The following is a 24,204-nucleotide window of genomic DNA, read 5'->3' on the forward strand; positions in this document are numbered from 1 at the left end:
TGCTATAATGAACAAAGTTACCTTTTATTTTATTTTATCAATTACAACATTACTATTATCTTCATGTTCAAAAAATGATACGAGTATAGTAGCTGAACCAGCACGAGTTTATTCTGAACAATACGTTACTGATATTGCATTAATTAAAGATTATCTTACAGCAAATTATATTACAGTTAACAATAATCCTGGTTTTCCAAATGACCAAGATGTTACAATAACAAAAATACCTGTTGGGGGAAATCAGCCTTCAATAATGTCCTACTTAGATGCAGTAACTTTTCCAAAGCTTTTAATTCATCATGTAAAGCTACACGATGTTGATTATGAAATGTATTATTTGGTCTTAAGACCAGGTACTGGTGCGTCACCTTGTAATGTAGATGGTGTTTTAGCATCCTATAGAGGGGATTATTTATATAGAAGTGTTGCAACAACTACAACTAATTCAGAGCTTACTGCTACTAAATTTGATGAGTCGATATACCCACAGTCTTATTTAAGTTTGTTAACTACAATTACTGGTTGGTCTGAAATTTTCCCTCAATTTAAAACTGGAACCTTTTCTTCTAATCCCGATGGAACAACAACTTATAACAATTTTGGAGCGGGTGTAATGTTTATTCCATCAGGTTTGGCGTATTATAATTCTGGTTCAGGATTAATACCAGGTTATTCTCCTTTGGTATTTAGTTTTAAATTATATGACATACAAAGATTAGATCAAGACAATGACGGTGTACCTTCTTATCTAGAAGATATCAATGGAGATGGATATGTGCGCAGTTATGTGAATACTATAAGCTATCCGACTACTCCTACTGATGCTATCCGTTATGCAGATGATACAGATAAAGATGGAATTCCTGATTTTGTTGATGTTGATGATGATGGCGATTTATATAGTACTATTTTGGAACTCAAAAATACTACAACGGGATCGCAATATCCGTTTGCTCTAATTCCAGATTGTAGTGGTAACACAACTAATCCAACTAGAATCAAAAAGTATTTAGATAAGAATTGCCATTAGTAAATTAGTGTTCAATAAAAATCCCGTCTTGAAAATAAATTCATGACGGGATTTTTTTATTTTAAAAAGTAACTATTTACAATGTTGAAAATAATTGTACAAGCTAAATTTTATTTTCTTTTAATTACTTTTTCTACAGCTGCAACAATGGCTTGATTGTTCAATTTGTATTTCTCCATTAATTGCTCAGGAGTTCCAGATTCACCAAAACTATCGTTTACTGCAACATATTCTTGAGGAGATGGATTGTTTAAAGCCAAAACTCTAGAAACACTTTCTCCTAAACCTCCAAGCATATTGTGCTCTTCTGCAGTCACCACACATTTGGTTTTTGCAATAGATTTCAAAATAGCTTCTTCATCTAAAGGTTTGATAGTGTGAATGTTGATTACTTCGGCAGAAATTCCTTTGGCTTCCAATGCTTCAGCAGCAACCAATGCTTCCCAAACTAAATGTCCAGTTGCTATAATAGTTACGTCGGTACCTTCGTTTAATAATATTGCTTTTCCAATTACAAATGGTTCGTCAGCAGGCATAAAGTTAGGTACTACCGGACGTCCAAAACGCAAATAAGCTGGACCATGATGATCTGCCAATGCTATTGTAGCTGCTTTAGTTTGATTGTGATCGCAAGTATTAATTACAGTCATTCCTGGTAACATTTTCATTAATCCAATGTCTTCTAAAATTTGGTGTGTTGCTCCATCTTCTCCTAGCGTTAATCCAGCGTGTGAGGCACAAATTTTTACGTTTTTATCAGAATAAGCAACGGATTGACGAATTTGATCGTAAACTCGACCTGTAGAGAAATTAGCAAAAGTTCCTGTGAAAGGAATTTTTCCTCCAATGGTTAAACCTGCAGCAATTCCAATCATGTTCGCTTCAGCAATTCCAATTTGGAAAAAACGCTCTGGGTGATTTTTCTTGAAATCATCAAATTTTAATGATCCAATTAAATCAGCACAAAGTGCCACAACTTTTTCGTTTTTTTGACCTAGTTCAGTCATTCCCACTCCAAAACCGGAGCGAGTATCTTTACTTCCTGTATTTATATATTTTTTCATTTTTCTTAATTGAAAGATTAAATGATTTTAAAATTGAAGGATTTAGTTTTAAATCTGAAATCTGCAATCTAAAATCTGCAATCTGATTTAGTAATCTGAGTTCCCTCCAACATTATAATTTTGAGTCAATGCGTTTTCAAGTTGAGCATCATTTGGTGCTTTACCATGCCAAGCATGACTGTACATCATATAATCAACTCCATTACCCATTTCTGTATGCAATAAAACACAAACTGGTTTCCCTTTTCCTGTTCTTGATTTGGCATCATTCATACCAGCAATGATAGCGTCGATGCTGTTTCCATCAGTAATTTCTAAAACATCCCAATCAAAAGCTTCAAATTTAGCACGGATGCTTCCCATATATAAAACTTCGTCAGTTGTTCCGTCGATTTGTTTTCCGTTTAAATCTACGGTAGCAATTAGATTGTCGACTTTTTTGGCTGAAGCATACATGATAGCTTCCCAGTTTTGACCTTCTTGTAGTTCTCCATCACCGTGAAGTGTGAAAACTAAATTGGTGTCATTATTTAATTTTTTTGCTTGAGCAGCTCCAATGGCAACGGATAATCCTTGACCTAATGAACCGGAAGCAATTCGTACTCCTGGTAAATTGTCATGAGTTGTTGGGTGTCCTTGAAGTCTCGTGTTAATTAAACGAAAAGTCGCTAATTCAGAAACTGGAAAATAACCACTTCTGGCTAAGACGCTGTAAAATACTGGAGAAATATGACCGTTTGAAAGAAAGAAAATATCTTCTCCAATTCCGTCCATGTCAAATCCTTCTTTTCTATCCATTATATTTTGGTATAATGTTACTAAAAACTCAGTACAGCCAAGAGAACCTCCGGGATGACCTGAATTTACGGCATGTACCATTCGAAGAATATCTCTCCTTACTTGGATAGTTAAATCACTTAATTGTTGTGTGTTAGGCTTCATTTTATGTGTAAAAGTTAAACTGTTGCAAATGTAATTTTTATTTTGGCGTAAGACAAATGATTTTATAAATAGTTATTAGGATTGATTTCCAATAAAAAAAGCCCAATTAAGGGCTCAAAAAAAATATTTTGAATCAGTGATTTTTAATACGTTACTTCCGAAATTTTTATTGTTGGTGTCATTGTTACTTTCGATTTTATTGAATTCGAAATCAAGCAAGCAGCTTCTGATTTTTGAAGTATTCTTTCAGCTCTAGCGGTATTAGCCTCTTTATAGATACTTAATGTTGGTTCAAGAATAATTTCAGTCATGAGGTATTTACCATCAATATTTTCTAACTTTCCTTTTGCAGCACAAGTAAATTCATCAAATTCAAGTTTGGAATTTTCTGCAATAGATAAAAAAGTGGTCATATAACAGCTAACTACTGAAGCGGTTAATAAATGTTCAGGAGACCAAATTCCTTCTATGCCTTTCGGAAATTGTGGAGGTGTTGCTACTTTGATGGAATTGTCTAATTCTGGAGACGAAATTCCCCCTTTTCTTCCTAATATCCATTTTAGATTTACGTTATAATTATGTACTTCCATTTTATGTTAATTTATTTTGAAGTGAGTTCCAACCACCTCCATTATATATTTGTGTATATCCATTTGCTTTCAAAATAGATTTTGCCGAAGCGCTTCGCATTCCTGATGCACAACAAGTGATGATGGGTTTGTTTTTGTCTTTGAGTTTGTCTAAGTTGTTCCTTAATGTTTCAACAGATATATTGACAGAACCTTTAATATGACCACCATTGAATTCTCCTTTGGAACGAACATCTACTATTGTAGCTCCTTGTTTTACTAATGTTGCATAGTCTACTGCTGGTCCAATTCCGAATAATTTCTTGAGTAAGTTAATCATGTTAAATGTTTTGGGATTTATAATAATTTACGTCTAACCACGAACCTCCATTGTAACATTCGATTCCATATTGTGAAAGAAAATGTTGCGCTTGTCCGCTTCGGTTTCCAGAAGCACAACAAAGAATTAATGGAGTTTTAAGTCTTTTTATTTCTTCTATTCTTTCTGGGATTTCATTTAATGGAATATTGATGGAGTCAACGACACTTCCTCCTTGGAATTCTCCGTAAGATCGAACGTCGACGATGACTCCTTGATTTTCTTTGATTAAAGTTGCTATATTCATTTTGTAATTTTTCTATCTATGTCACACTTTTAATAGTCTGAATTTCGATTTGTATAGGACAAAAATAAGGGATCATTTAGAGTTGTACTGTAACTTTAGTTACACAAGTGTGTTTTAATTACTAATAATTATGGAGTAGAGGTGCTAAGTACTAGTTGTAATTTTATAAAAAAAAACTGTCCGAAAAGTAATTTTCGAACAGTTTTTTTAAATTTTGAAATGAAATATTTATTTCTTTCTTTAACTCTTATTTTATGCCTTCTCCTTCACAAATTCATCAATCACTTTTTGGTAATAATCAAAGGTGGTTTTGGCGATAGATTCCCAACTGAATATTCGCAAAACGCGTTCTCTTCCTGATTTTCCCATCTTTGTTGCCAAGGCTTCGTCATCTAAAAGGATGTTTATTTTGGCTGCAAAAGCTTTCTGGAATGCTTCAGGATTGGCAGGATTAAAATCGGTTCTGGACACACTTTCAAGCGGAACTAAATATCCCGATTCGCCTTCTACTATAATTTCTGGAATTCCACCTACGTGGCTTCCTACAACTGGAGTTTCGCAAGCCATAGCTTCTAAATTAATGATTCCAAAAGGTTCGTATAAGGAAGGACAGGCAAAAACTCGGGCGTGACTGTACAACACTTTTACTTTATCGCGTGGTAGCATTTCCGAAATCAAAATCACACCATCTCTATCTTTTTTCAAATCGGCAATCAAAGCTTCGGTTTCTAGTTCGATTTCTTTAGTGTCCGGAGCCCCAGCACAAAGTACGATTTGGCAATTTTTATTGAAATATTTGGCTGCTGCAATCAATTGAGAAATTCCCTTTTGGCGCGTAATTCGACCTACAAAAAGTACAAAAGGAATTGCTGGATCAATATTATACTGGGCTAATAAATCAGTATCGAAAGTAGGTTTGTAAAATTCAGGATCAATACCGTTATGAATCACCGTTACTTTTTCAGGAGCAACACCGTACGCTTCTATAACATCATCTTTCATTTTTTTGCTCACGGCAATTATTCCGTCAGCGGTATTGTAGGCTCTATCTTCAATCCAACGGGACAGGAAATAACCATTACCCAATTGTTCCACTTTCCAAGGTCGGTGCGTTTCTAAACTATGTGTCGTCAAAATAAGCGGAACCTGCAGCAATTCACGGGTAAAAATACCTGCAAGGTGGGTATACCAAGTATGGCAATGTATTACATCTGCTTGTGGAGTAGCTTGTGATAATTCGACATTTTTGCTCAGGTTATGAAACATCTTAATGTGCGGATTGGTGTCGTCAACCATTTTCGTTAAGGAAGAAGTGATTCCTTGCACATTCATGTTTCCGTTATTTACAGATTGGTCGCCAAAACAACGCACTTCAACTTTACCTAATTTAGCCAGTTCCTTACTTAAAAAATCGATATGTACACCAGCACCACCGTAAATATTAGGTGGAAATTCATTGGAAAAAAGAGCTATTTTCATTTTTGAAATTTTTTTTTAGTTTTTAGTACAATTAGATGTGTCTTGCTATGCCAAATTTGGATATCAATATTCCAAATATAATAAATTTCTTTAACCTTTTACACTCTGAAAGCGGTGATTTTTAAAAAGTTTGGCTATAAAAAAAACCGCCTATTTTTCAATACGCGGTTTGTTGATTATGTAAAAAAAAGAGAAAATTATTCTTTCAATCTGGCTTTAAAAACCTTTTCGAATTTTTCTAATTTAGGTTGAATTACCATTTGGCAATACTGTTGGTTTTTATTGTTCTGATAGTAATTTTGGTGGTAATCTTCCGCTTTATAAAATTGAGTTAAGGGTTCCAATGTGGTGACAATTGGATTTTCGTATACTTTTTCGGAATTTAATTGATTAATTATCGATTGAGCGGCTAGTTTTTGAGTTTCATTTGCATAAAAAATTGCAGAACGGTACTGGGTTCCTACATCTGCGCCTTGACGGTTTAGCGTCGTTGGGTCATGTACAGTGAAAAATACTTTGAAAATTTCGTCGAGGTTCGTTTTAGTATTGTCATAAGTAATTTCGACTACTTCAGCATGTCCTGTTCTCCCTGTACACACTTCCTCATACGTTGGATTTGCATTTTTTCCTCCAGCAAAACCAGAAACAACTGATTTTACGCCATCTAGTTTCTCGTAAACGGCTTCAACACACCAATAACAACCGCCACCAAGTGTTATTTTTTCTAAGGTATTGCCACTGCTGTTTTTTGAAATTATTTTATCCGGTACAAAATCCATTGCTATAGAATTCATACAATATCTTTTTCCAGTTGGTTTTGGTCCATCATCAAAAAGGTGACCTAAGTGACCGTCACACCTTCCGCAAAGAGCTTCGATTCTTTTCATACCATAGGAATTATCTTCTTTATATACCACGCTGTTTTTGTTGTCTTGTTCAAAAAAACTAGGCCAGCCGCAACTACTTGCAAATTTTTGATCGGATTTAAATAATTTATTGCCACAGGCAGCACAATAATAAGTTCCTTTAGTGTTTGAATCCCAAAGTTTGCCTGTGAATGCTCTTTCTGTATCTGCATTTCTTGAAACGGCGTATAAATCCGGAGACAATACTTTTTTCCATTCAGCGTCTGAAACATTTAATTTAGTGGTGTCTGTATTGGAATAATAAGGATTCTCGGGTTTGTTGATGATGTTTTCCATAGTAGTTGAATTTTGAGTGTCGTTTATTTTTTTGGGTGTTTGCCCACAAGCTTGTAACATAAATAATACAAGTATAAATAGTAATCTTCGAAATTGAATTGTCGTTTTCATAATTGTCATTTTTATATACCACAAATGTATTTCGAGCTTGATTGTCGAAATGTCATTTACTTTACATCAAATGGTTATTTAAGGGAGTTTTAACTAAAGTGATACATTATAAAGAATAATTTTAAACATAAAATCTAAAAATAAACAGTTCAATTTAAAGGTATAAAATTAAACAATTTGGCATTTAAACAGCCGTTAAACTTTTCACAAACTTTTTCAAGGCTTAAAATCAATTCCTTTTTTTGTATTTTTGACCAGCTAAACAAATTATGAGAGAAGAGAGTGTAATATTGGTTAATACTAAAGACGAACAAATCGGTTTGATGCCTAAACTGGAGGCACATGAAAAAGCCGCTTTGCACCGAGCTTTTTCTGTTTTTGTGTTAAATAACAAAAATGAAATTATGCTCCAGCAACGGGCAAAACATAAATACCATTCACCTTTATTGTGGACCAACACTTGTTGTAGTCACCAGCGTGATGGAGAAACAAATATTCAAGCGGGAAGCCGACGATTATTTGAAGAAATGGGCTTTAAAACTCCACTAAAAGAATTGTTTCATTTTATATACAAAGCGCCTTTTGACAATGGATTGACCGAACATGAATTAGACCATGTTATGATAGGTTATTATAATGAAGATCCAAAAATAAATCCTGATGAAGTCGAAAGTTGGAAATGGATGGATATTGAAGAAGTCAAAAAAGATATGATTGTAAATCCAGAATTTTATACGGTTTGGTTTAAAATTATTTTTGATCAATTTTATCATTTTATAGAAGAACATACAATTTAAGATTTTAGAATAAAGAAATCTAAAATCCAAACTCCAAATTCTAAAATCATTAATCAATATGAGAGTAACCATTTCAAGAAAAGCACATTTCAACGCAGCACATCGATTGTACAGAAAAGATTGGACTTTTGAGCAAAATGATGCTGTTTTTGGGAAATGTAATAATCCGAATTTCCACGGACATAATTACGAATTAATTGTAAGTGTAACAGGAAAAATTGACCCAGAAACAGGTTATGTAATGGATATTAAAGATTTAAGCGATTTGATTTTAGAGGAAGTAGAAAAACCTTTTGATCATAAAAACCTAAACCTTGATGTTCCTGAATTCGAAAATCTGAATCCTACCGCCGAAAATATAGTAGTTGTGATTTGGAATAAAATGAAAAAAAGAATTAATCCAGAATTTGATTTAGAAGTGGTGCTATATGAAACCCCACGAAATTTTGTTAGCTATAAAGGAGAATAATGGCATTGCAAGTAGGGGATAGAATCCCAAAATTTACAGCAATAGATAGTAATGGAAACGTCTTCGATAGTTCGTCTATTGTAGGAGTGAAACCTGCTGTTTTTTATTTTTATCCAAAAGACGATACACCAGGTTGCACGAAACAAGCTTGTGGATTTCGAGATCAATATGAAGATTTCAAAGATTTAGGAGCTGAAGTGATCGGTATTAGCAGTGATGATTTAGACTCCCATCAAAATTTCATCAAAAAGTATCAACTGCCTTTTATTTTGCTTTCAGATACCGAAAAAAAAATCAAAACACTTTTTGGGGTTAAACCCAATTTCTTTGGGTTAATTCCTGGGAGAGTAACTTATATTGTTGACAGAAATGGAGTTATTCAATTGATTTTTGATAGTTTTGTCGCTGAGAATCATATTTTAAACGCATTAGCAAAGATCAAAAAAATAGTAGAATAACTTCAAAAAATAATTATAGAGTTGATTGAATAAATTTAGCTAACTTGAATATAAAAAAAAGACATGAAACTATATCCATTACAATTTGACCCCATTTTAAAAGAAAGAATTTGGGGAGGAACTAAATTAAAATCGGTTTTTAATAAACCAATTACTTCTGATATTACTGGTGAAAGTTGGGAATTATCAACTGTTGAAGGTGATATTAGCGTAATAGCAAACGGTGAATATAAAGGTAAATCATTGACAGAACTGATTGATGAAAATCCAAATGATCTACTTGGAACGGCAGTTTACGCGCGTTTTGGAAAACAATTTCCGTTGCTTTTTAAATATTTAGATGCACGTGAAGATTTATCTATACAAGTGCATCCAAATGATGAGTTAGCTAAAAAACGCCACAATTCCTTTGGGAAAACGGAGATGTGGTATGTGCTTCAAGCGGATGAAGGTTCTCGAATTATTGTAGGATTTAAGGATGATTCCAGTCCAAAAGAATATGTAAAACATCTTGAGGACGATACTTTGATTTCTATTCTAGATACCGTTAAAGCAAAATCAGGTGATGTTTTTTTCTTAGAAACTGGAACTGTTCACGCCATAGGAGCGGGAATTTTGATTGCTGAAATTCAACAAACTTCGGATATCACGTATCGTTTGTATGATTTTAATCGAAAAGATGCGCAAGGAAATACCAGAGAATTGCATATAGACTTAGCTTTGGACGCTATAAATTATAACAAAGTAGATACTTATAAATCGTATTCAAAAGAGGTTAATCAATCTAATAGCATTGTAGATTGTCCTTATTTTACAACTAATATTATTCCCCTTGATGGGAAATTGACTTTAAGTAAATCAGGAGATTCCTTTACTGTTTTTATGTGTGCTGAAGGTAGTTTTGAAATGGAGTACAACAATTCTTTAATTCAATTTAAAAAAGGAGATACTATTTTAATACCTGCTGCTTTGAAGACTTTCAGTATCAACGGTGAAGCTTCAATTTTAGAAATTTATATTTCATAGTCGGTAATAGAAAGATTATGTGTACTTTTGCAATCGCAAATTAAAATATAAATAAAAATGGCAAACGTTAAGAATTTAAAAAAAGACATCAACTACGTTTTAGGAGATATTATAGAAGCAGTTTACTTGTTTGAAATTTCTACAACTGGAAAACCAACAACAGAAACTAATGCTTTAATTGATGAAGCTATCGCTGCATTTGATACTTTGATCACAAAAGTAAACGCAAAGAAAGTAGAAGATAAAAAAGCCCATTTCAAACAAATCAATATTGAATTGGAACAAACTGCAAATCAGTTAATTGCTAAAATTAACGAATTACAGTAAAAAAAAGTGAATAAAAAAGTCTGAAATTGTTTTGAAAAATAAAAATCAGTCTTATATTTGCACCCGTAATGAGTCGCCAGCGTAGCTCAGTTGGCTAGAGCAGCTGATTTGTAATCAGCAGGTCGTGGGTTCGAGTCCCTCCGCCGGCTCAAACAGAAACCGTAAGTTAATCGCTTACGGTTTTTTTGTTTTATACCTATTTGGAACAAGTTTTATAAATTGCATTTCAATTATGAATTTTAAAATTAAGTAGGAATTCACATTATTTTCATTAGATTTGGAGTATAACTTAAATAAATCAGATATGGAAAATAGCCTTGAACCGTCAGAAGAATCTTTGATAGATAATTTCGAATTACAATTGAATGAATCCGCTAAAGGGTTTTTAAAAGAGACTGCTAAATGGGCTTATTTTTTATCAATTCTTGGATTTATTGGAGTTGGATTGATGGTGGTTTTAGCCGTTTTTGCAGGAACAATTTTTGGTGTAATTGGGCATATGATGCCTGGAATGGGAATGTTTGGTTCAGGAATTGGAATTGTAATATCTATTTTTTATTTGCTTATAGCTGCTCTTTATTTTTTCCCAGTTTATTACTTGTATAAATTTGCATCAAATGCCAAAAAAGCTTTCCTGAATATAGACTCAGAATTGCTTTCGACTTCATTCAAGTATTTAAAATCACATTACAAGTTTATTGGAATCATGATGATTTCAATTATGTGTTTGTATGGACTAATAATAGTTTTTGCCGTAATTGCTGCAATCGCTCGTTAAATTAATTAGAAAGGAGATTTTTAATTTATATAAAAAAACCCGTCCCGATTGTATCGGGACGGGTTTACTATTAAATGAAAATAGGATTATTTTTGAGTCTTTATTTTAGTAACATACTCAGTTAATTTTTTTCCATAAAGCGATTGGGCGACTTTTGGCGACATTGTTTTTTGAATGGTGTCCAAATACTTAACATTGATATCATAAATCTCCGACAAGGCGATAAAAGGAGCAATTTCCTGATTACTATTGTTTATGGCAAAATTAGTAGCAAATAAATATTTACGTTTGGTATTGTTATCTTGTTTTGTATTTAGACTGTCCAATAGTATTTTGTTATTACTTTTAATTGCTTTAAATTTTAACGCAATCAAATCCAAGTTTTCATTTCTAAAACGAGAATCAATTTTTTTATACTCTTGATATAAATCTTGATTTTTAGAACCTGTTATTTTTGCACTAACTGTATAAGAATCAAGATTGGTTTCAACATTCATTTTACCAGGTTCAGCAAAAAATTGTATGTTGTTGTCCAATGAATTTGTTACGCCGCGATCTAAAAATAAATAAAGCATTTCAGGGGAATCTAAGGTCAAATCAGTTTCAAAAGTTGATGAACCATCAATTTTTATGGTGTCAAAGGCTACCAAATTAGTGTCAACTACTCTTTGTATAATTAAGGTTCCTTTTTTTAATCCTTTAATGTTTCCAGTAAGATGTAAATTTGTTTTTGAATCTTTCTTGTTACAAGAAAAAAGAAGTAATAGCGTAACGAAAGCAATAATGGATTTTTTCATTGTTATTTTAATTTTTTTGCAAATAAAGGAAATAGTTTGGATAAGTTAGAAAATTATCAAAAGGATTTATAAAAAAAATATCCAATTTATTTCTCAATTGGAATTTTATAAATACTTTATTGGGTTATCCTTTTAACCAAGCTTCTTTTAGAACAGATTTTGACAAGTCCACTGCTTTAAGGCCTTCAATCTCTTCATAAGGAAGTTTTACGGTTCCGTTGATGATTTTTTCTAAGCCGTTACGTTTTATTTTTAATGTAATTGGGTCATTTTCTTTCCATTTATCACAATCATACAGGATTTCATTGACTTTTTCTGGTGTATACTCTTTATTATTTATAGCCATGATAATATCACCACCTACTAGACCTAAGTTTGTAAAAAAATTATTTAGTACCATTTTATAATTAACAATGATTTCAGTTTTACCATTGGTAATGGAAATCAGTTGTTTCCTATCTTTTACGAATATTTTTCCAGGGGTTTTTATTGGGGTTTTTGCTACACCAACTTTTGCTAAATAGGTGGAATAGGGGATTGGCGTTGGTCCTGAAACATAAGTGTTTAAAAACGTTCCAACTTCGGGATACGTTAAATCCGTAATTTTTTGAAAAAGTTCATCATCGTTGAATGCTTTTGAAACACCATATTCTTTCGAAAGTTTTTGCATTAAATCAAGAATTCCTCTCTCTCCGTTACTTTTTTCTCTAATAATTATATCGATGCACATACCTATCAAAGCTCCTTTTTCATACACGTTCAAGTATTGATCTTTATAGGGGTTTTTGAGCACATTTGCACTCATTGTTGTAAAGGGCATTTTATCATCCATTTTGTCGGCCTGCTCTATTTTTTTTACAATTCTATCATAGAATTCCTCTTCGCTGATTAATCCTTGGTTAATTTGAAAAAGATTAGAAAAGTATTCTGTTACTCCTTCGTACATCCACAGATGTTTCGACATTTTTGGAATGTTGTAATCGAAATTTTGAATTTCTTGAGAATGTATTGTTAGTGGAGTTACAATATGGAAAAATTCGTGCGAAACCACGTCTTTCATATTTTCTATTAATGCTTCTTGAGACATTGTTTCTGGAAAAACAACAGTTGTTGATGTAGGATGTTCTAATGCACCGAAACCATTAGCGTCATTTTTTAACGTAGACAAGTACAATAAAATACTGTATTTTTTTGTGGTATTCATGTTGCCTAAGAAATGTTTTTGAGCAGTAATCATACTTTTCATTGATGGTGTAATACTTTCGGCAGTGATTTTTCCAGTTGGAGAATATACGGCAATTAATATTTCCATATCATCAACTGTAAAGGTTGTATAATTAGGTTTTGAATAGAGTATTGGATTTTCGACCAATTCAGCATAATGAGGCATTAAAAACAAATCATTTGTCGCTGATGCATCGGCGTCAATCATTGAAGTTGCTCCCCATAATTCTGCTGGATGCGATATGTTTACTTTATAAGGATTTGCAACATAATCTTTAAAATAGCCAATAAAACAATGGGTGTTCAATACTATATTTTTTCCAGCATCTATATTTGATCCGCTAGGGGAGAAAATATCGTCTTTACCAAACCCCCTTTTTTTTTCAGTATCAAAGGTATCATTAACTAAATAGGTTATTTTATCTAATGTTTTCGAATTAGATATTACCCAAGAATTAGCATCTATTTTTTTGGCATTTAATTGAACTCCTTTTTTGTTATATGCTTTAAAATCATCAATATATTTTCCGAAATTATCATCAGAATAGGTTCCGGGTACCATTCTTGGAAAACTAAAAGTAGTATTATCTGTGCTTATTAAAGGAGCTTTTACCGTAACAAGAACTTTGTCATTTTTTATATCCGTAAGATTGATGTTTACTTGAATCGCTTGTTTGGAGCTTGAATAATTAGTGGATTTTTGACTGGCTGATTTACAACTTGAAAGAACTGATAGGACTAAAAAGGCAAAAAATATTTTTTTCATTGGGGGATTATTGGTTAAATAATCAATTAGACTTTATAAACAGAATATTGTTACAGTCCAATTAATTTTATAAAAGTAGAAAACAAAAAAAACTCCTGTTCAGCAGGAGTTTAAAATAATATTAATCGAGTTTATTTTTTATGTAATATTTACCATCTAAATCTTCGTCAAAATCGTCTATTTTTTGCGGTTTTGGTTTTGGTTTATTTGCAGCAGCTTTCTTTTTCCACATTTCAAATTTTTCAGTTGGCATCTTTTTTTTCATGATTTCAAGAACTTCTTTTTCGGCCAACCCAAACTCTTTTTTGATGATTTCAAAAGGGTTTTTTTCCTCCAAAGCAAATGTAACAAGTTTTTCTGTTTGTTCCCAGGTCAATTCTATGCGGCTACTCTTTTTCATTAGGTGAAAATTAATTCAAATATGTGGGTTAGTGAATATTAGTTTTGTATTTATAATATACTCCAATATTAATAAAAAAAAGAATCACTTGAAATCAAAAAGACATTTTTTTTATAGAAAACCCTTTTTTTTGCTGAAGCTTGTTTTTAGAATGGAGTTTTTAATCAATTTTGAACTTTTATTGCTTTAAATTTGATTATCAGCAATAAAAAAGAGTTCCCTTCTAAAACTTGTAAATACATCCAAAGGATATTAAATTCAATTATTTGATTTCTCGAAAAGTGAGATTTATTCTTTCGTCTATCGGTTTCATAGTTTTCGGAATTTGATGTTTCCAAAAATGCTGTGTTGTTCCTTGCATAATTAACAAACTGCCATGTTCCAATGAGATATTAATTTTTTGATTTTTATCAGAATTGTGTTTCAATTGAAAATTTCTTACTGCTCCAAAGCTCAATGAAGCAATAATTGGATTAATGCCTAATTCTTTTTCGTTATCAGCATGCCATCCATTACTATCTTTTCCATCTCGATAATAATTAAGCAAAACACTGGTAAAATTTGAGTTCGAAATAGCTTCAACTTTCTGTTTTATATTAGATAAAAGTTCGTTCCAAGGAGTTGGAGTCATTGTAATGTTCGAATAGGAATAGGTTTTATCTATATTACCAAATAAAGCTGTTAGTCGAGGCTGAAGATGTGTTTTTCCAAATATTTTGATACTGTCTTGTTGCCAAGGGATTTTCTTTTTTAATTGTTCAAAAATTAAATTAGCTTCTTTTTCTTCAAAAAAATGGGGATAATAAATTAGTATTGCATCTGGCACATTGAAATAGATTGGCTCCGATTTAAAAAGTGAATTCATGTCACAAAAATAAAATTTTGAAGTTACTTTCCTTTCTTTAAACAAAATTAATAGACCTCTTGTTTGCCTATAAAATGTTTTGTTAAATAATAGCTATTAATACCTAAAATAAATGCATTGGTAATGATGATAGGCCAAGAGGTAGTTAACATAATGCCATAAACAACAAATAGAATGGCTCCAATTGAATTTATGATTCTTAAGGTAGTAATGTTTTTCATTAAAAAAGAGATCATCAGAACCAATGAAGCCAAGTAACCAACCCATTCTGTTAAAGTAATTTCAAACATCATTCCGTATTTTATTTCAAATATAGCATTTAGGAGGAATAAATAGAGTAAGAACTTTTAAAATAATCCTTGAAGGGCTTTATTTTTAATACCAATATTTTTAGAATCAAATGCCAATTTGTTTTCTAAAAGGGAAGCATAAACACTTCTAAAATCGATTTCATGTTTTAAATCACCTTTGTCTAAGTCTGAAAGGTTGGGATTGTTTCCGATAATTTTCCCACGATTATTACCTCCAATAATAAACATGGGAGCAGCGGTTCCGTGGTCTGTTCCTTTTCCGTTGTCTTTCACACGACGTCCAAATTCAGAGAAAACTACTATGGTTACATTTTGTAATTGTTGGCTTTTTTTCAAATCTTGGTAAAAACTAAATATAGCGTCGTTCAATTCTGTTAATCTGTTTTTATGTATTGCAAGTTGATTGTCGTGGGTGTCAAAACCGCCTAACGACGTATAATATACTTTTGAATTTAGATTTCCTTTTATCAATTTCGAAATCCATTCTAGGTTTTTTGCCAAAGCTGTTTTTGGATAAACGACATCTGAAGGGGCTGATTTTGCTAATGCTTTTTGTATTTCATCCGAACCTTCTATCACCGAACTGGCAATTTTTCTAACAAAATCTAACTGTGGATTATCAGTTAATTGGATGTTATTCTCGAGTTTGTTTTTGGTAATAAATCGGTTGGGATCTTTTACCGTAATCGAATTGGGTTCTTCGCCTTTCAATGCTAAATTGTCAATAGAATCAAGGTTAATCCCCGCAGTGGGTTGATGTTCCTTGCATTGTAAATCAAGATAACGCCCCAGCCAACCGTTATTTAAATATTCTTGATTTGTTGGAGCAGTTTGCCAAATTTCCTGACTTCGAAAATGAGAACGAACCGGCTCAGGATAACCTACATTTTGAATAACAGCTAAATCACCACTTTGCTGCATACTTGCAAAGCCAGTCAAAGCTGGATGAAATGCCATACCTTTGGAGGAGGAAAGGACTTCATTTTTTGAAATGGAAATCTTTGGACGCAAGTCATAATACAATGCATCTTCGAATGGAATAAAGGTGTTTAATCCATCATTTCCACCATTCAATTGAACAAAAACTACACATTGTTCTCCCAAAACTAAATTGTTTTGCGAACCAAATGAATACAAAAAATCAGGTAATAGGAGTGAGCCTCCAGTCAAAGTTCCCGTTAGTGTTAAAAATTTCCTTCTGTCCATAGTTGTATACTTAAATAAGTTGGTATTCGGGCGTTTTTACCATATAATTAAACAGTCGCATCACTGCATATTCTGAACCTGCTGTTTTAGGGTCAAAATCATATTTCAATAGTTGCTCAAAATCTTTTTGTTCATTTGCATCTATGGTAAACAAGGAGCGGTTAGCCAGTTCAGAAATGATGTCCTTGTTGTCTCCTTCACTGTTCCAATTTAATTTTACATTCAATACACGATTTGATTTTTTATTCATCATCGAGTCCATTTCATCAATTTTGCCTCTTCGGTCAAAATTTTTACCATTACAAAGTAAATCTGCAATCGTATTGCGTTGTAGGAATACTTGCGAGGTGAGCCAAGCATTTCCGCCATCCCAACCTTTTACGTTAGGTTGGTTGAATAAGTCCATTCCTTGTTGTTTTAAAAAGTAGGATATTGCCCTGCCATTGGTGGTTTCAATATTGAGTTCGTTTTTTAATTGCAAAATATATTCTAAGGGACTTTTTATTTTGGAACCTGCATTGTTTTTAGGATATTCCTCAGTGAAAATCTTTGTCAAAAGGGGTTTGATTTCAAAATTATTTTTCTTAAAATAGTCACCATAATAGCGAACCAATTCCTCTTTTGGAGTATCATAAATGAACCACTTTAGTATTTTTCGAGTGATTAAATAAGGAATGTTCGGTTGGTCAAATATAGTATCGACCATTTCATCTACTTTCAAAACACCTTTTTTTCCTAAGTAACTAAAGCTTTCATTATCTTCAAAAAACTTTCGGTAAATAGCCTTGTCTTCTCCAATACCAAGACCAGCAAGACCTTTGGCTCCATTTTTAATATCTTCTTCAGTATAGTTTCCTATACCGAGCGTGAATAGTTCCAGTAATTCTCGGCTTAAGTTTTCGTTTAATTTATCTTTTCGATTATCAACATTGTCAAGATATCGAACCATTGCATTGGTTTGAATGATTTTTTTTGTCAAGGTTTTAAAATTACCAAAAGCATTTTCTCTTAAAATTTGATTGTGCTGAAAAACCCAATAATTGACTTTGACTTTTTGAAAAGTAGCAACATAATGATTGTGCCAAAAACAAGTCATTTTTTCGCGAAGCGGAAATTCAGTTTTTTCCATTTTATCAATCCACCATACCTTCATTTCTTCAGTAGTTTGGCGTTCTACTTTTAGTAAATCTTTTTTTGCGTCCGGATTTGAGGCTACTAGTTTTTTCCTAACTTCCTTTAATTCATTTATAGATTTTGGACTTTTTTCTAAAAAAGCAGGGACATTCGAATCGAATTTAGTATCAAAAGATAGATTCAAAAAATCGTTCAAACCCATATTTTCGATAGCATTTGCTTGTTTTGCAGAATTACCAAGTCGCAATGACCAAAGAGTGTTCTTGTCCATAATTAAGATTTTTCGTTATTCTTTGACTCTAAATTACAATTTTAGTTTAAAAGAGAATCTAATTTATTTTTTAAGCTTCATTTTATAAAGTGTTTTTAATTAGTTTCATAGCTGTCCTGGTTGGTTTTATTTGTCATTGGCTTAGCAGAAACACTTCGTTTGGTTTTCGCAGGAATCTCTTTTAGTTGCTCACGTTTGTTGGTATTACTACGGAATGATAAAATGAGGTGATTTTTATTTCCATTCCAATTGTAGTTTTTGAGAGTATTTTTTATGTAACCATTTAATATTGCCATTGATATTGCCATTGAAATTGTCATTGAAATTGCCATTGAAATTGCCATTGAAATTGCCATTGAAATTGCCATTGATATTGCTATTGAAATTGATTTTGAATTCAATTGTTTTTATAAGTAAATTTGTCGCCGTAAAAAGAGATTCAAAATCCTAAAGAAATCCGCTATGATTAAAGTGAATGCAGATATTCATCAAGCAGCAGAATTATTAAATAAAGAAGAACTTGTTGCCATTCCTACAGAAACGGTTTATGGTTTAGCTGGAAATATATACAGTGAAAAAGCCATAAAAGGAATTTTTGAAATGAAAAAAAGACCTTTTTTTAATCCATTAATCGTTCATATTAAATCTCTGGAATATTTAAAAGAGGTAGCAATTGATGTTCCAGAAAACGCCTATAAATTGGCCAATGCTTTTTGGCCAGGACCTTTGACTTTGGTTTTGAAGAAAAAGGAAAACATCTCTGATTTGGTAACCGCAGGTAAAGATACCGTGGCAGTTCGGATACCAGATCATCCCATTGCATTAGCCTTACTGGAAATCTTAGATTTTCCTTTGGCGGCACCAAGTGCCAATCCTTTTGGATGCATTAGTCCAACACAAGCCCAACATGTTGCCAATTATTTTCCTGATGAATTGAAAATGGTTTTAGACGGTGGCATTTGTGAAAGAGGAATTGAATCTACAATCGTTGGGTTTCAAGAGGGAAAAACGATTCTGTACCGATATGGATCTGTTGCTGTCGAGGATATTGAAGCGGTAGTTGGGGAGGTTTTTTTTATTACTAAAAATGACACTACACCAGATGCTCCAGGTATGTTGACCAAGCATTATGCTCCCAAAACAGCTACTTACTTGACCGAAAATGTTGCAGAATTAATTTCGTCTTTTATAGGAAAGAGAATAGGTGTTTTATTATTAGACGGAAAATTAGCAATAGACAGTCAAATTACTACTATTGTATTATCTGAAAAAGGAGATTTAATTGAAGCGGCTAAAAATTTATACGAAAGCTTACATCAATTAGATAAAATGAATTTAGATGTAATAATTGCACAGAAAATGCCCGAGGTGGGGCTTGGTGTTTCTATAAACGACCGATTGGAACGCGCAACAAAAAAATAAAAAAATGATGGAAATAAAAATAATTTCTGGTTTTTAAATGTGTTTTATTCATTTGATTCAGGTTCTTTTTTTTCCATTACATCACTCAAATGCATACGCAGAGCGTCGACTGAAATGTTAATTTCCCAAAAAGACAACCCTAAGGAGATAAGCAAGGAAAGTAAACTCAATCCAAAAAGATAAATACCGCCTAATTGTTGGTCTACAAAAAGCAAAAGCATTGTAAAAACAGACAGAAATAAGCTCAAAACACCAAATAGTTGCATATAACGAATGAGGCTTATTCGTAAATTTAGGTTTTTGATTTCCAATAAGATCATCTGACTTCTTTTTTCTTTATACACTTTTTTAAGTCCTCTTACGATAGTAGCGACTGTTAAAAATCGATTGGTATAAGCCAATAATATCAGCGAAGTTGCTGAGAAAAGTAAAGCAGGAGTTTCTATGTGTAAAGTCATTGAATTGTTTTGTTTTAAAAATCCAAAGTTCGTTATTTTTTATTCAAATCGTCTGTCTTTTTTGGCCGAAAAGACTCGCAAGGTTTTCCTGAAGCTCATAATTACCTTTCTTTGGAATGATTGGGCTGGTTTTTTGTAAATATTTGTTTTACTCTGAGGATTTTCTTTTTTTTAATTGCATTTTATCTTTTGTAGTTATTAAAAAAGTTCTTAATCTTCCAATTCTAAAAAGATGATTATGATCGTTTCAAATCTAAAATGTATTATAATTGTGTTTGTCAATGGTGGCTGTTTCTAATGTCCTTTTTTCTGTAATTCCAATTTTATTTTCAATTAAAAATTAGATAATATTTACCGTTTTAGTGAAAATGGCTCGTTTTTTTGTTGATTATTTTATTTAGTACAATACTAGTTCATCAACAAAACACCTTGTTTTTTTTGAAATATGTAAAGATTTCATGCAATACCAATAATTAAGTAATACTTTTCTATTGTATAAGCAATTGTGATTTTTTTAATTATTTTTACTACTGACCAATCATAAAAAAACTTTAAAAAAAGCGATTTTAAATAGCAGGTCTTAGGATTTTTATACAACTAATTAGTACACTTTATATGGCTCATACAATTTCGGAAACAGAAAGATTAGCTGTCTCTGATACCTACAAAAATTGGAAAAAATGGGGCCCTTATTTGGCCGAAAGACAATGGGGCACTGTTAGAGAAGATTACAGCGAACACGGTAATGCATGGGAATTTATTGATCATGACAAAGCGCGTAGTAATGCATACAGATGGGGAGAAGAAGGTATTGGTGGTTTTTGTGACTCCCGCGAGATATTGTGTTTGGCTCCAGCCTTTTGGAACGGAAAAGATCCTATTTTAAAAGAACGCTTATTTGGCCTTACAAACAATCAAGGAAATCATGGGGAAGATGTAAAAGAACTTTATTTTCATCAAGTTTCAACGCCTTCCCATTCCTATAGCAAATACCTGTATAAATACCCACAGAATGAATTTCCTTATGATGATTTAGTAAAAAATAACCAACGAAGTCGTGAGGAAACGGAATTTGAATTACTGGACTCCAACAGTTTTAACGATAAGGCATATTTTGATTGTTTTATCGAATATGCAAAAGCCGATATTGATGATATACTGATGAAAATCACAGTGGTAAATCGAGGAAAAAAAACGGCCGATATTCATGTACTTCCACATCTTTGGTTTAGGAATTTCTGGAAACACAACAAGCGATACAACCGTCCGACAATTAAAGCCATCAAGGACAATTGCGTACAATCTAAAAGTCCTAGAAATGGACGGTACTATTTTTATCATGAGCATGGAGCGCAGTTGTTTTGCGAAAATGAAACGAATAACAAGCGTGTTTATAATGCTCCTAACGAAATTAAATACGTTAAAGATGGTATCAATGACCATGTTGTAAACGGAAAACCAACAGTAAATCCCGAGAAAAACGGATCTAAACTGGCTATTTGGCACATTTTAGAACTAGAACCAGGGGAAGAGAAAAGCATAAAAGTGCGCCTTAGTAAAAACATATTAGAAACTCCTTGGGATGATTTTGATGCGGTTTTTGAACAAAGGATCAAAGAATGCGAATCCTTTTATGGTGATATAATTAAAAAAGACATTCCCGAAGCACAACAGGCCATTGCTAAAAAAGCCTTTTCAGGTTTGTTATGGACCAAGCAATTCTATTATAATGATGTTTTTAAATGGCTTTTTGGTGGTCCTGGTGAAGAACAACCCAACCGGACAGACATGAGAAACCTTGGTTGGCAACACCTCACCAATCGCCACGTGATTTCTATGCCAGACAAATGGGAATATCCTTGGTATGCCGCTTGGGACCTTGCTTTTCACATGGTATCCTTTGTCGAAATCGACCCCTATTTTGCCAAAGAACAACTCCTTTTAGTGCTTCAAGAACGATATATGCACCCTAACGGACAAATTCCAGCTTATGAATGGAATTTTAGCGATGTGAATCCTCCTGTTCATTCCTGGGCCGTCTGGACCGTTTATGAAAAAGACAAACAAAGAACAGGCAAACCAGATACCCCCTTTTTAGAAAAAGCATTTCAAAAACTCCTTATCAATTTTACTTGGTGGGTAAACCAAAAAGATAAAAGCGGTACTGATTTATTTGAAGGCGGATTTTTAGGATTGGACAACATTGGTGTTTTCGACCGCAATCACATGCCCGAAGGAATCACAAGAATGCAACAAGCAGATGCAACAAGCTGGATGGCGATGTTCTCTTTGAATATGTTACACATGTCTCTCGAATTATCTAAAACTAACAAAATTCATGAAGAATCAGCTGCTAAATTCTTTAGGCATTTTCTAAATATTGCTTGGGCAATGCACCATATTGGAAAAAAAAATATTTCCCTGTGGGACGACAAAGACAATTTTTATTATGATGTTGTCGAAATGTCAAGTGGAATAACGGATCGTTTGAGGGTTCGCTCCTTAGTTGGTATCATTCCATTATTTGCAGTCGAAATTATCCACATGGATTTGTTTGCAGAATTAAAGAGATTTAAAGTTAGAGCTGCCGACATTGTTCGAACACGCCCAGACCTTGCCTCCTTAATTTCTAATATTGAAGAAGCCAATGCTGATGGAAATTATCTATTTTCTATCATGCGCGGGCATAGATTAGAACACCTTTTGAAACGTTTGTTAGACGAAGACGAGTTTCTTTCCGATTATGGTATTCGTTCGTTATCTAAATTTCATAAAGAAAACCCTTTTGTATTTGAACACCATGGTAGTCATCAAATTCAATATGAACCTGGCGAAAGCCGTTCGGGTATGTTTGGCGGTAACTCGAACTGGCGCGGTCCTATCTGGATGCCTTTGAATTATATGATTATTCAGTCATTACGTAAATATTTTACCTATTACGGACCCAGTTATGTATATGAATTCCCAACAGGCTCCGGAAAAAAACTAAACCTTAATGAAATTGCGAACGAATTGAGCAAAAGATTAATCAAACTATTTGAACGAAATGCTGATGGCAAATTTCAATATCATGCTGATGATCCTGAAAACCATTTTGCGAAAGACGAAGCTTTTAGAAACGAGCATTTGTTTTATGAATTTTTTGACGGAGACAATGGCAAAGGCCTTGGAGCTTCGCATCAAACAGGATGGACAGCTCTTATTGCTAACTTAATTCTAGATTTAGAAAATAATTAAAGCATTTTTAGTTTCCTATCATTCAAAATCCCGTCTACTAAGGCGGGATTTGTTTTTAGAAGCAGAAAGATTGAAGATTTCATGAACGAATCCTCCTGCTGTTCGCTGTATTCCAGATTTAAAAAACTAAGGCTTAAAAAAGCCTTGTTTTTTAAATCTGGAGATGCCGCTTCCATCAGGGCTATGGATTTCGTGTCATTTTCATAATAATGAAAGCAACTAAAATGAGCAACTATTGACCTATTTCTCCTTTGTCGAATTGACAAGTTACAGGATTTTTACGCTTAACTTATGGACGTTGGATACCAGCGTTTCGCTCGTCTAACAATGACTAAATTGTATTTTTGTTGACCATGAGCTCTTTTATTTTGTCTTCAAGAGATAGTCCATACTTATAACCGTAATCAAAAATTTCATTTGTTTTTCTTAAATCAAACATGCCGAACTGACTCATATCAGGAGGTTCAATGAATAAATCACATTTTTTAATTTTATTTTTTACAGAATTGTATAAAGCCAAATGAAAACTTCTGTCGATAATGTTATTCATATGAATTTCATTAATCTCTTTCTTAATTGAGTTAACATAGATTCCAATAATTATTTCGCACTGATTTAACAAAGGTTTTATTGGAAAGTTGTCCAGAACACCACCATCTACAAAATAAGTTTCCATGTACTTTACAGGTTGAAATATTACAGGAAAGCAACTCGAAGCCATCAATGATTGTGAAATGTCTCCAGATGAAAAGTACACTATTTCTCCTTTTAAAACATCAGTTGCAGCCACATAAAGAGGAATGTTTAAGTCAGAAAAAGAATTAGTTGGAAAATAATTAGAATATATTTTTTCAAATCCTTTCATCGAAAAAAAACCTTGTTTTTTTATTAGTAAATTGGAGTAATTAAAAAAATGTCCTTTTTTAAGAATGATAAGAATTTCTTCAAATGAAAAGCCTCTCGCGTAAAAAGCTCCCGCAATAGCCCCTGCGCTGGTTCCTGAAATAACTGAAGGTTTGGTTCCAAATTCTTCTAACGCCTTTAGAATTCCTAAATGTGCAATACCTCTAGCACCGCCACCCGATAAAACGATGCCTACTTTATACTTCATAGTACTCCTGTTTTTGTAGATTCTAAAATTACCACTTTATTCCGTATGCAGGGTTTGAAACGGAGTATTTTAGATTTACTAAAATACGAATAAAAAAGGAAATACGACTTTTCGGATTCAG

The 24,204-nt window shown here is 32.9% G+C and carries 26 protein-coding genes and 1 tRNA gene; 10 read left to right on the plus strand and 17 right to left on the minus strand.

Annotation, left to right across the window (positions count from 1 at the left end):
- Positions 1-7: 7 nt before the first annotated feature.
- Entirely contained in the window at positions 8-1,033 is a 1,026-nt protein-coding gene (locus E0F76_RS08670) for an FKBP-type peptidyl-prolyl cis-trans isomerase (RefSeq protein ID WP_132004317.1), read from the plus strand.
- A 110-nt stretch (positions 1,034-1,143) separates the two neighbouring features.
- Here the strand turns inward: E0F76_RS08670 and E0F76_RS08675 are convergent, their stop codons facing one another.
- The 7 genes from E0F76_RS08675 to E0F76_RS08705 form a co-directional block, all read right to left on the minus strand.
- Positions 1,144-2,097 carry a transketolase family protein gene (locus E0F76_RS08675; protein WP_132004320.1) on the minus strand — a complete coding sequence of 318 codons (954 nt, stop codon included), beginning with the start codon at positions 2,095-2,097 and terminating at the stop codon, positions 1,144-1,146.
- Between the two features lie 87 nt (positions 2,098-2,184).
- Positions 2,185-3,039, minus strand: coding sequence for a transketolase (locus tag E0F76_RS08680; RefSeq protein WP_132004323.1), 855 nt, complete (start codon positions 3,037-3,039; stop codon positions 2,185-2,187).
- Positions 3,040-3,182: 143 nt separating this feature from the next.
- Positions 3,183-3,629 carry an OsmC family protein gene (locus tag E0F76_RS08685; protein ID WP_132004326.1) on the minus strand — a complete coding sequence of 149 codons (447 nt, stop codon included), beginning with the start codon at positions 3,627-3,629 and terminating at the stop codon, positions 3,183-3,185.
- A 1-nt stretch (position 3,630) separates the two neighbouring features.
- Positions 3,631-3,948: a rhodanese-like domain-containing protein gene (locus tag E0F76_RS08690; protein ID WP_132004329.1), complete on the minus strand. Its 318-nt coding sequence runs from the start codon at positions 3,946-3,948 to the stop codon at positions 3,631-3,633.
- Position 3,949: 1 nt separating this feature from the next.
- The gene (locus E0F76_RS08695; RefSeq protein WP_132004332.1) at positions 3,950-4,234 is read right to left on the minus strand and encodes a rhodanese-like domain-containing protein; all 285 of its coding nucleotides are present in this window, start codon (positions 4,232-4,234) and stop codon (positions 3,950-3,952) included.
- 252 nt (positions 4,235-4,486) lie between these two features.
- A complete protein-coding gene (gene glgA / locus E0F76_RS08700; RefSeq protein ID WP_132004335.1) occupies positions 4,487-5,713 on the minus strand; it encodes a glycogen synthase in 1,227 nt (408 codons plus the stop codon).
- Between the two features lie 197 nt (positions 5,714-5,910).
- Positions 5,911-7,026, minus strand: a complete 1,116-nt coding sequence (locus E0F76_RS08705; RefSeq protein ID WP_132004338.1) for a bifunctional methionine sulfoxide reductase B/A protein — start codon at positions 7,024-7,026, stop codon at positions 5,911-5,913.
- A gap of 269 nt (positions 7,027-7,295) precedes the next feature.
- Between E0F76_RS08705 and idi the strand changes: the two genes are divergently transcribed.
- From idi to E0F76_RS08740, 7 genes are all read left to right on the plus strand, one after another.
- On the plus strand, positions 7,296-7,823 hold the full coding sequence (gene idi, locus E0F76_RS08710) for an isopentenyl-diphosphate Delta-isomerase (protein ID WP_132004341.1): 528 nt from the start codon (positions 7,296-7,298) through the stop codon (positions 7,821-7,823).
- A gap of 58 nt (positions 7,824-7,881) precedes the next feature.
- Positions 7,882-8,292, plus strand: a complete 411-nt coding sequence (locus tag E0F76_RS08715; RefSeq protein ID WP_132004344.1) for a 6-pyruvoyl trahydropterin synthase family protein — start codon at positions 7,882-7,884, stop codon at positions 8,290-8,292.
- Positions 8,292-8,750, plus strand: coding sequence for a peroxiredoxin (locus E0F76_RS08720; protein WP_132004347.1), 459 nt, complete (start codon positions 8,292-8,294; stop codon positions 8,748-8,750). The genes E0F76_RS08715 and E0F76_RS08720 overlap by 1 nt, the downstream gene beginning before the upstream one ends.
- A 63-nt stretch (positions 8,751-8,813) precedes the next feature.
- Positions 8,814-9,776, plus strand: a complete 963-nt coding sequence (locus tag E0F76_RS08725) for a type I phosphomannose isomerase catalytic subunit (protein WP_132004350.1) — start codon at positions 8,814-8,816, stop codon at positions 9,774-9,776.
- 57 nt (positions 9,777-9,833) lie between these two features.
- Positions 9,834-10,103 (plus strand): hypothetical protein, encoded by a 270-nt coding sequence (locus tag E0F76_RS08730; protein ID WP_132004353.1) that lies wholly within the window; start codon positions 9,834-9,836, stop codon positions 10,101-10,103.
- Positions 10,104-10,178: 75 nt separating this feature from the next.
- A tRNA-Thr gene (locus E0F76_RS08735) sits at positions 10,179-10,252 on the plus strand.
- A gap of 155 nt (positions 10,253-10,407) precedes the next feature.
- On the plus strand, positions 10,408-10,881 hold the full coding sequence (locus E0F76_RS08740) for a hypothetical protein (RefSeq protein WP_132004356.1): 474 nt from the start codon (positions 10,408-10,410) through the stop codon (positions 10,879-10,881).
- An 86-nt stretch (positions 10,882-10,967) separates the two neighbouring features.
- Here the strand turns inward: E0F76_RS08740 and E0F76_RS08745 are convergent, their stop codons facing one another.
- From E0F76_RS08745 to E0F76_RS08780, 8 genes are all read right to left on the minus strand, one after another.
- Entirely contained in the window at positions 10,968-11,678 is a 711-nt protein-coding gene (locus tag E0F76_RS08745) for a DUF4369 domain-containing protein (protein ID WP_132004359.1), read from the minus strand.
- A 124-nt stretch (positions 11,679-11,802) separates the two neighbouring features.
- On the minus strand, positions 11,803-13,668 hold the full coding sequence (locus tag E0F76_RS08750) for a M61 family metallopeptidase (protein ID WP_132004361.1): 1,866 nt from the start codon (positions 13,666-13,668) through the stop codon (positions 11,803-11,805).
- Positions 13,669-13,789: 121 nt separating this feature from the next.
- Positions 13,790-14,068 (minus strand): DUF2805 domain-containing protein, encoded by a 279-nt coding sequence (locus tag E0F76_RS08755; protein WP_132004363.1) that lies wholly within the window; start codon positions 14,066-14,068, stop codon positions 13,790-13,792.
- Between the two features lie 262 nt (positions 14,069-14,330).
- Entirely contained in the window at positions 14,331-14,933 is a 603-nt protein-coding gene (locus E0F76_RS08760; RefSeq protein ID WP_132004365.1) for an alpha-ketoglutarate-dependent dioxygenase AlkB family protein, read from the minus strand.
- A 47-nt stretch (positions 14,934-14,980) separates the two neighbouring features.
- Positions 14,981-15,226 carry a uroporphyrinogen decarboxylase gene (locus tag E0F76_RS08765; RefSeq protein WP_165932668.1) on the minus strand — a complete coding sequence of 82 codons (246 nt, stop codon included), beginning with the start codon at positions 15,224-15,226 and terminating at the stop codon, positions 14,981-14,983.
- Positions 15,227-15,280: 54 nt separating this feature from the next.
- The gene (locus tag E0F76_RS08770; RefSeq protein ID WP_132004367.1) at positions 15,281-16,450 is read right to left on the minus strand and encodes a DUF1501 domain-containing protein; all 1,170 of its coding nucleotides are present in this window, start codon (positions 16,448-16,450) and stop codon (positions 15,281-15,283) included.
- A 10-nt stretch (positions 16,451-16,460) separates the two neighbouring features.
- A complete protein-coding gene (locus tag E0F76_RS08775) occupies positions 16,461-17,855 on the minus strand; it encodes a DUF1800 domain-containing protein (RefSeq protein WP_132004369.1) in 1,395 nt (464 codons plus the stop codon).
- A 95-nt stretch (positions 17,856-17,950) separates the two neighbouring features.
- Positions 17,951-18,223: a hypothetical protein gene (locus tag E0F76_RS08780; RefSeq protein WP_165932669.1), complete on the minus strand. Its 273-nt coding sequence runs from the start codon at positions 18,221-18,223 to the stop codon at positions 17,951-17,953.
- Between the two features lie 94 nt (positions 18,224-18,317).
- Here E0F76_RS08780 and E0F76_RS08785 point away from each other — a divergent pair, with 94 nt between their 5' ends.
- The gene (locus E0F76_RS08785; RefSeq protein WP_132004373.1) at positions 18,318-19,277 is read left to right on the plus strand and encodes an L-threonylcarbamoyladenylate synthase; all 960 of its coding nucleotides are present in this window, start codon (positions 18,318-18,320) and stop codon (positions 19,275-19,277) included.
- Between the two features lie 44 nt (positions 19,278-19,321).
- On the opposite strand, the gene E0F76_RS08790 is transcribed toward E0F76_RS08785, so the two are convergent.
- Positions 19,322-19,735, minus strand: a complete 414-nt coding sequence (locus E0F76_RS08790) for a DUF2721 domain-containing protein (protein ID WP_132004375.1) — start codon at positions 19,733-19,735, stop codon at positions 19,322-19,324.
- 615 nt (positions 19,736-20,350) lie between these two features.
- On the opposite strand from E0F76_RS08790, the gene E0F76_RS08795 reads away from it, so the two are divergent.
- Positions 20,351-22,972 carry an MGH1-like glycoside hydrolase domain-containing protein gene (locus E0F76_RS08795; RefSeq protein ID WP_132004377.1) on the plus strand — a complete coding sequence of 874 codons (2,622 nt, stop codon included), beginning with the start codon at positions 20,351-20,353 and terminating at the stop codon, positions 22,970-22,972.
- A 331-nt stretch (positions 22,973-23,303) separates the two neighbouring features.
- On the opposite strand, the gene E0F76_RS08800 is transcribed toward E0F76_RS08795, so the two are convergent.
- The gene (locus E0F76_RS08800) at positions 23,304-24,083 is read right to left on the minus strand and encodes a patatin-like phospholipase family protein (RefSeq protein WP_132004379.1); all 780 of its coding nucleotides are present in this window, start codon (positions 24,081-24,083) and stop codon (positions 23,304-23,306) included.
- Between the last annotated feature and the right edge of the window lie 121 nt (positions 24,084-24,204).

Source organism: Flavobacterium cellulosilyticum, assembly GCF_004349355.1.
GTDB lineage: Bacteria > Bacteroidota > Bacteroidia > Flavobacteriales > Flavobacteriaceae > Flavobacterium > Flavobacterium cellulosilyticum.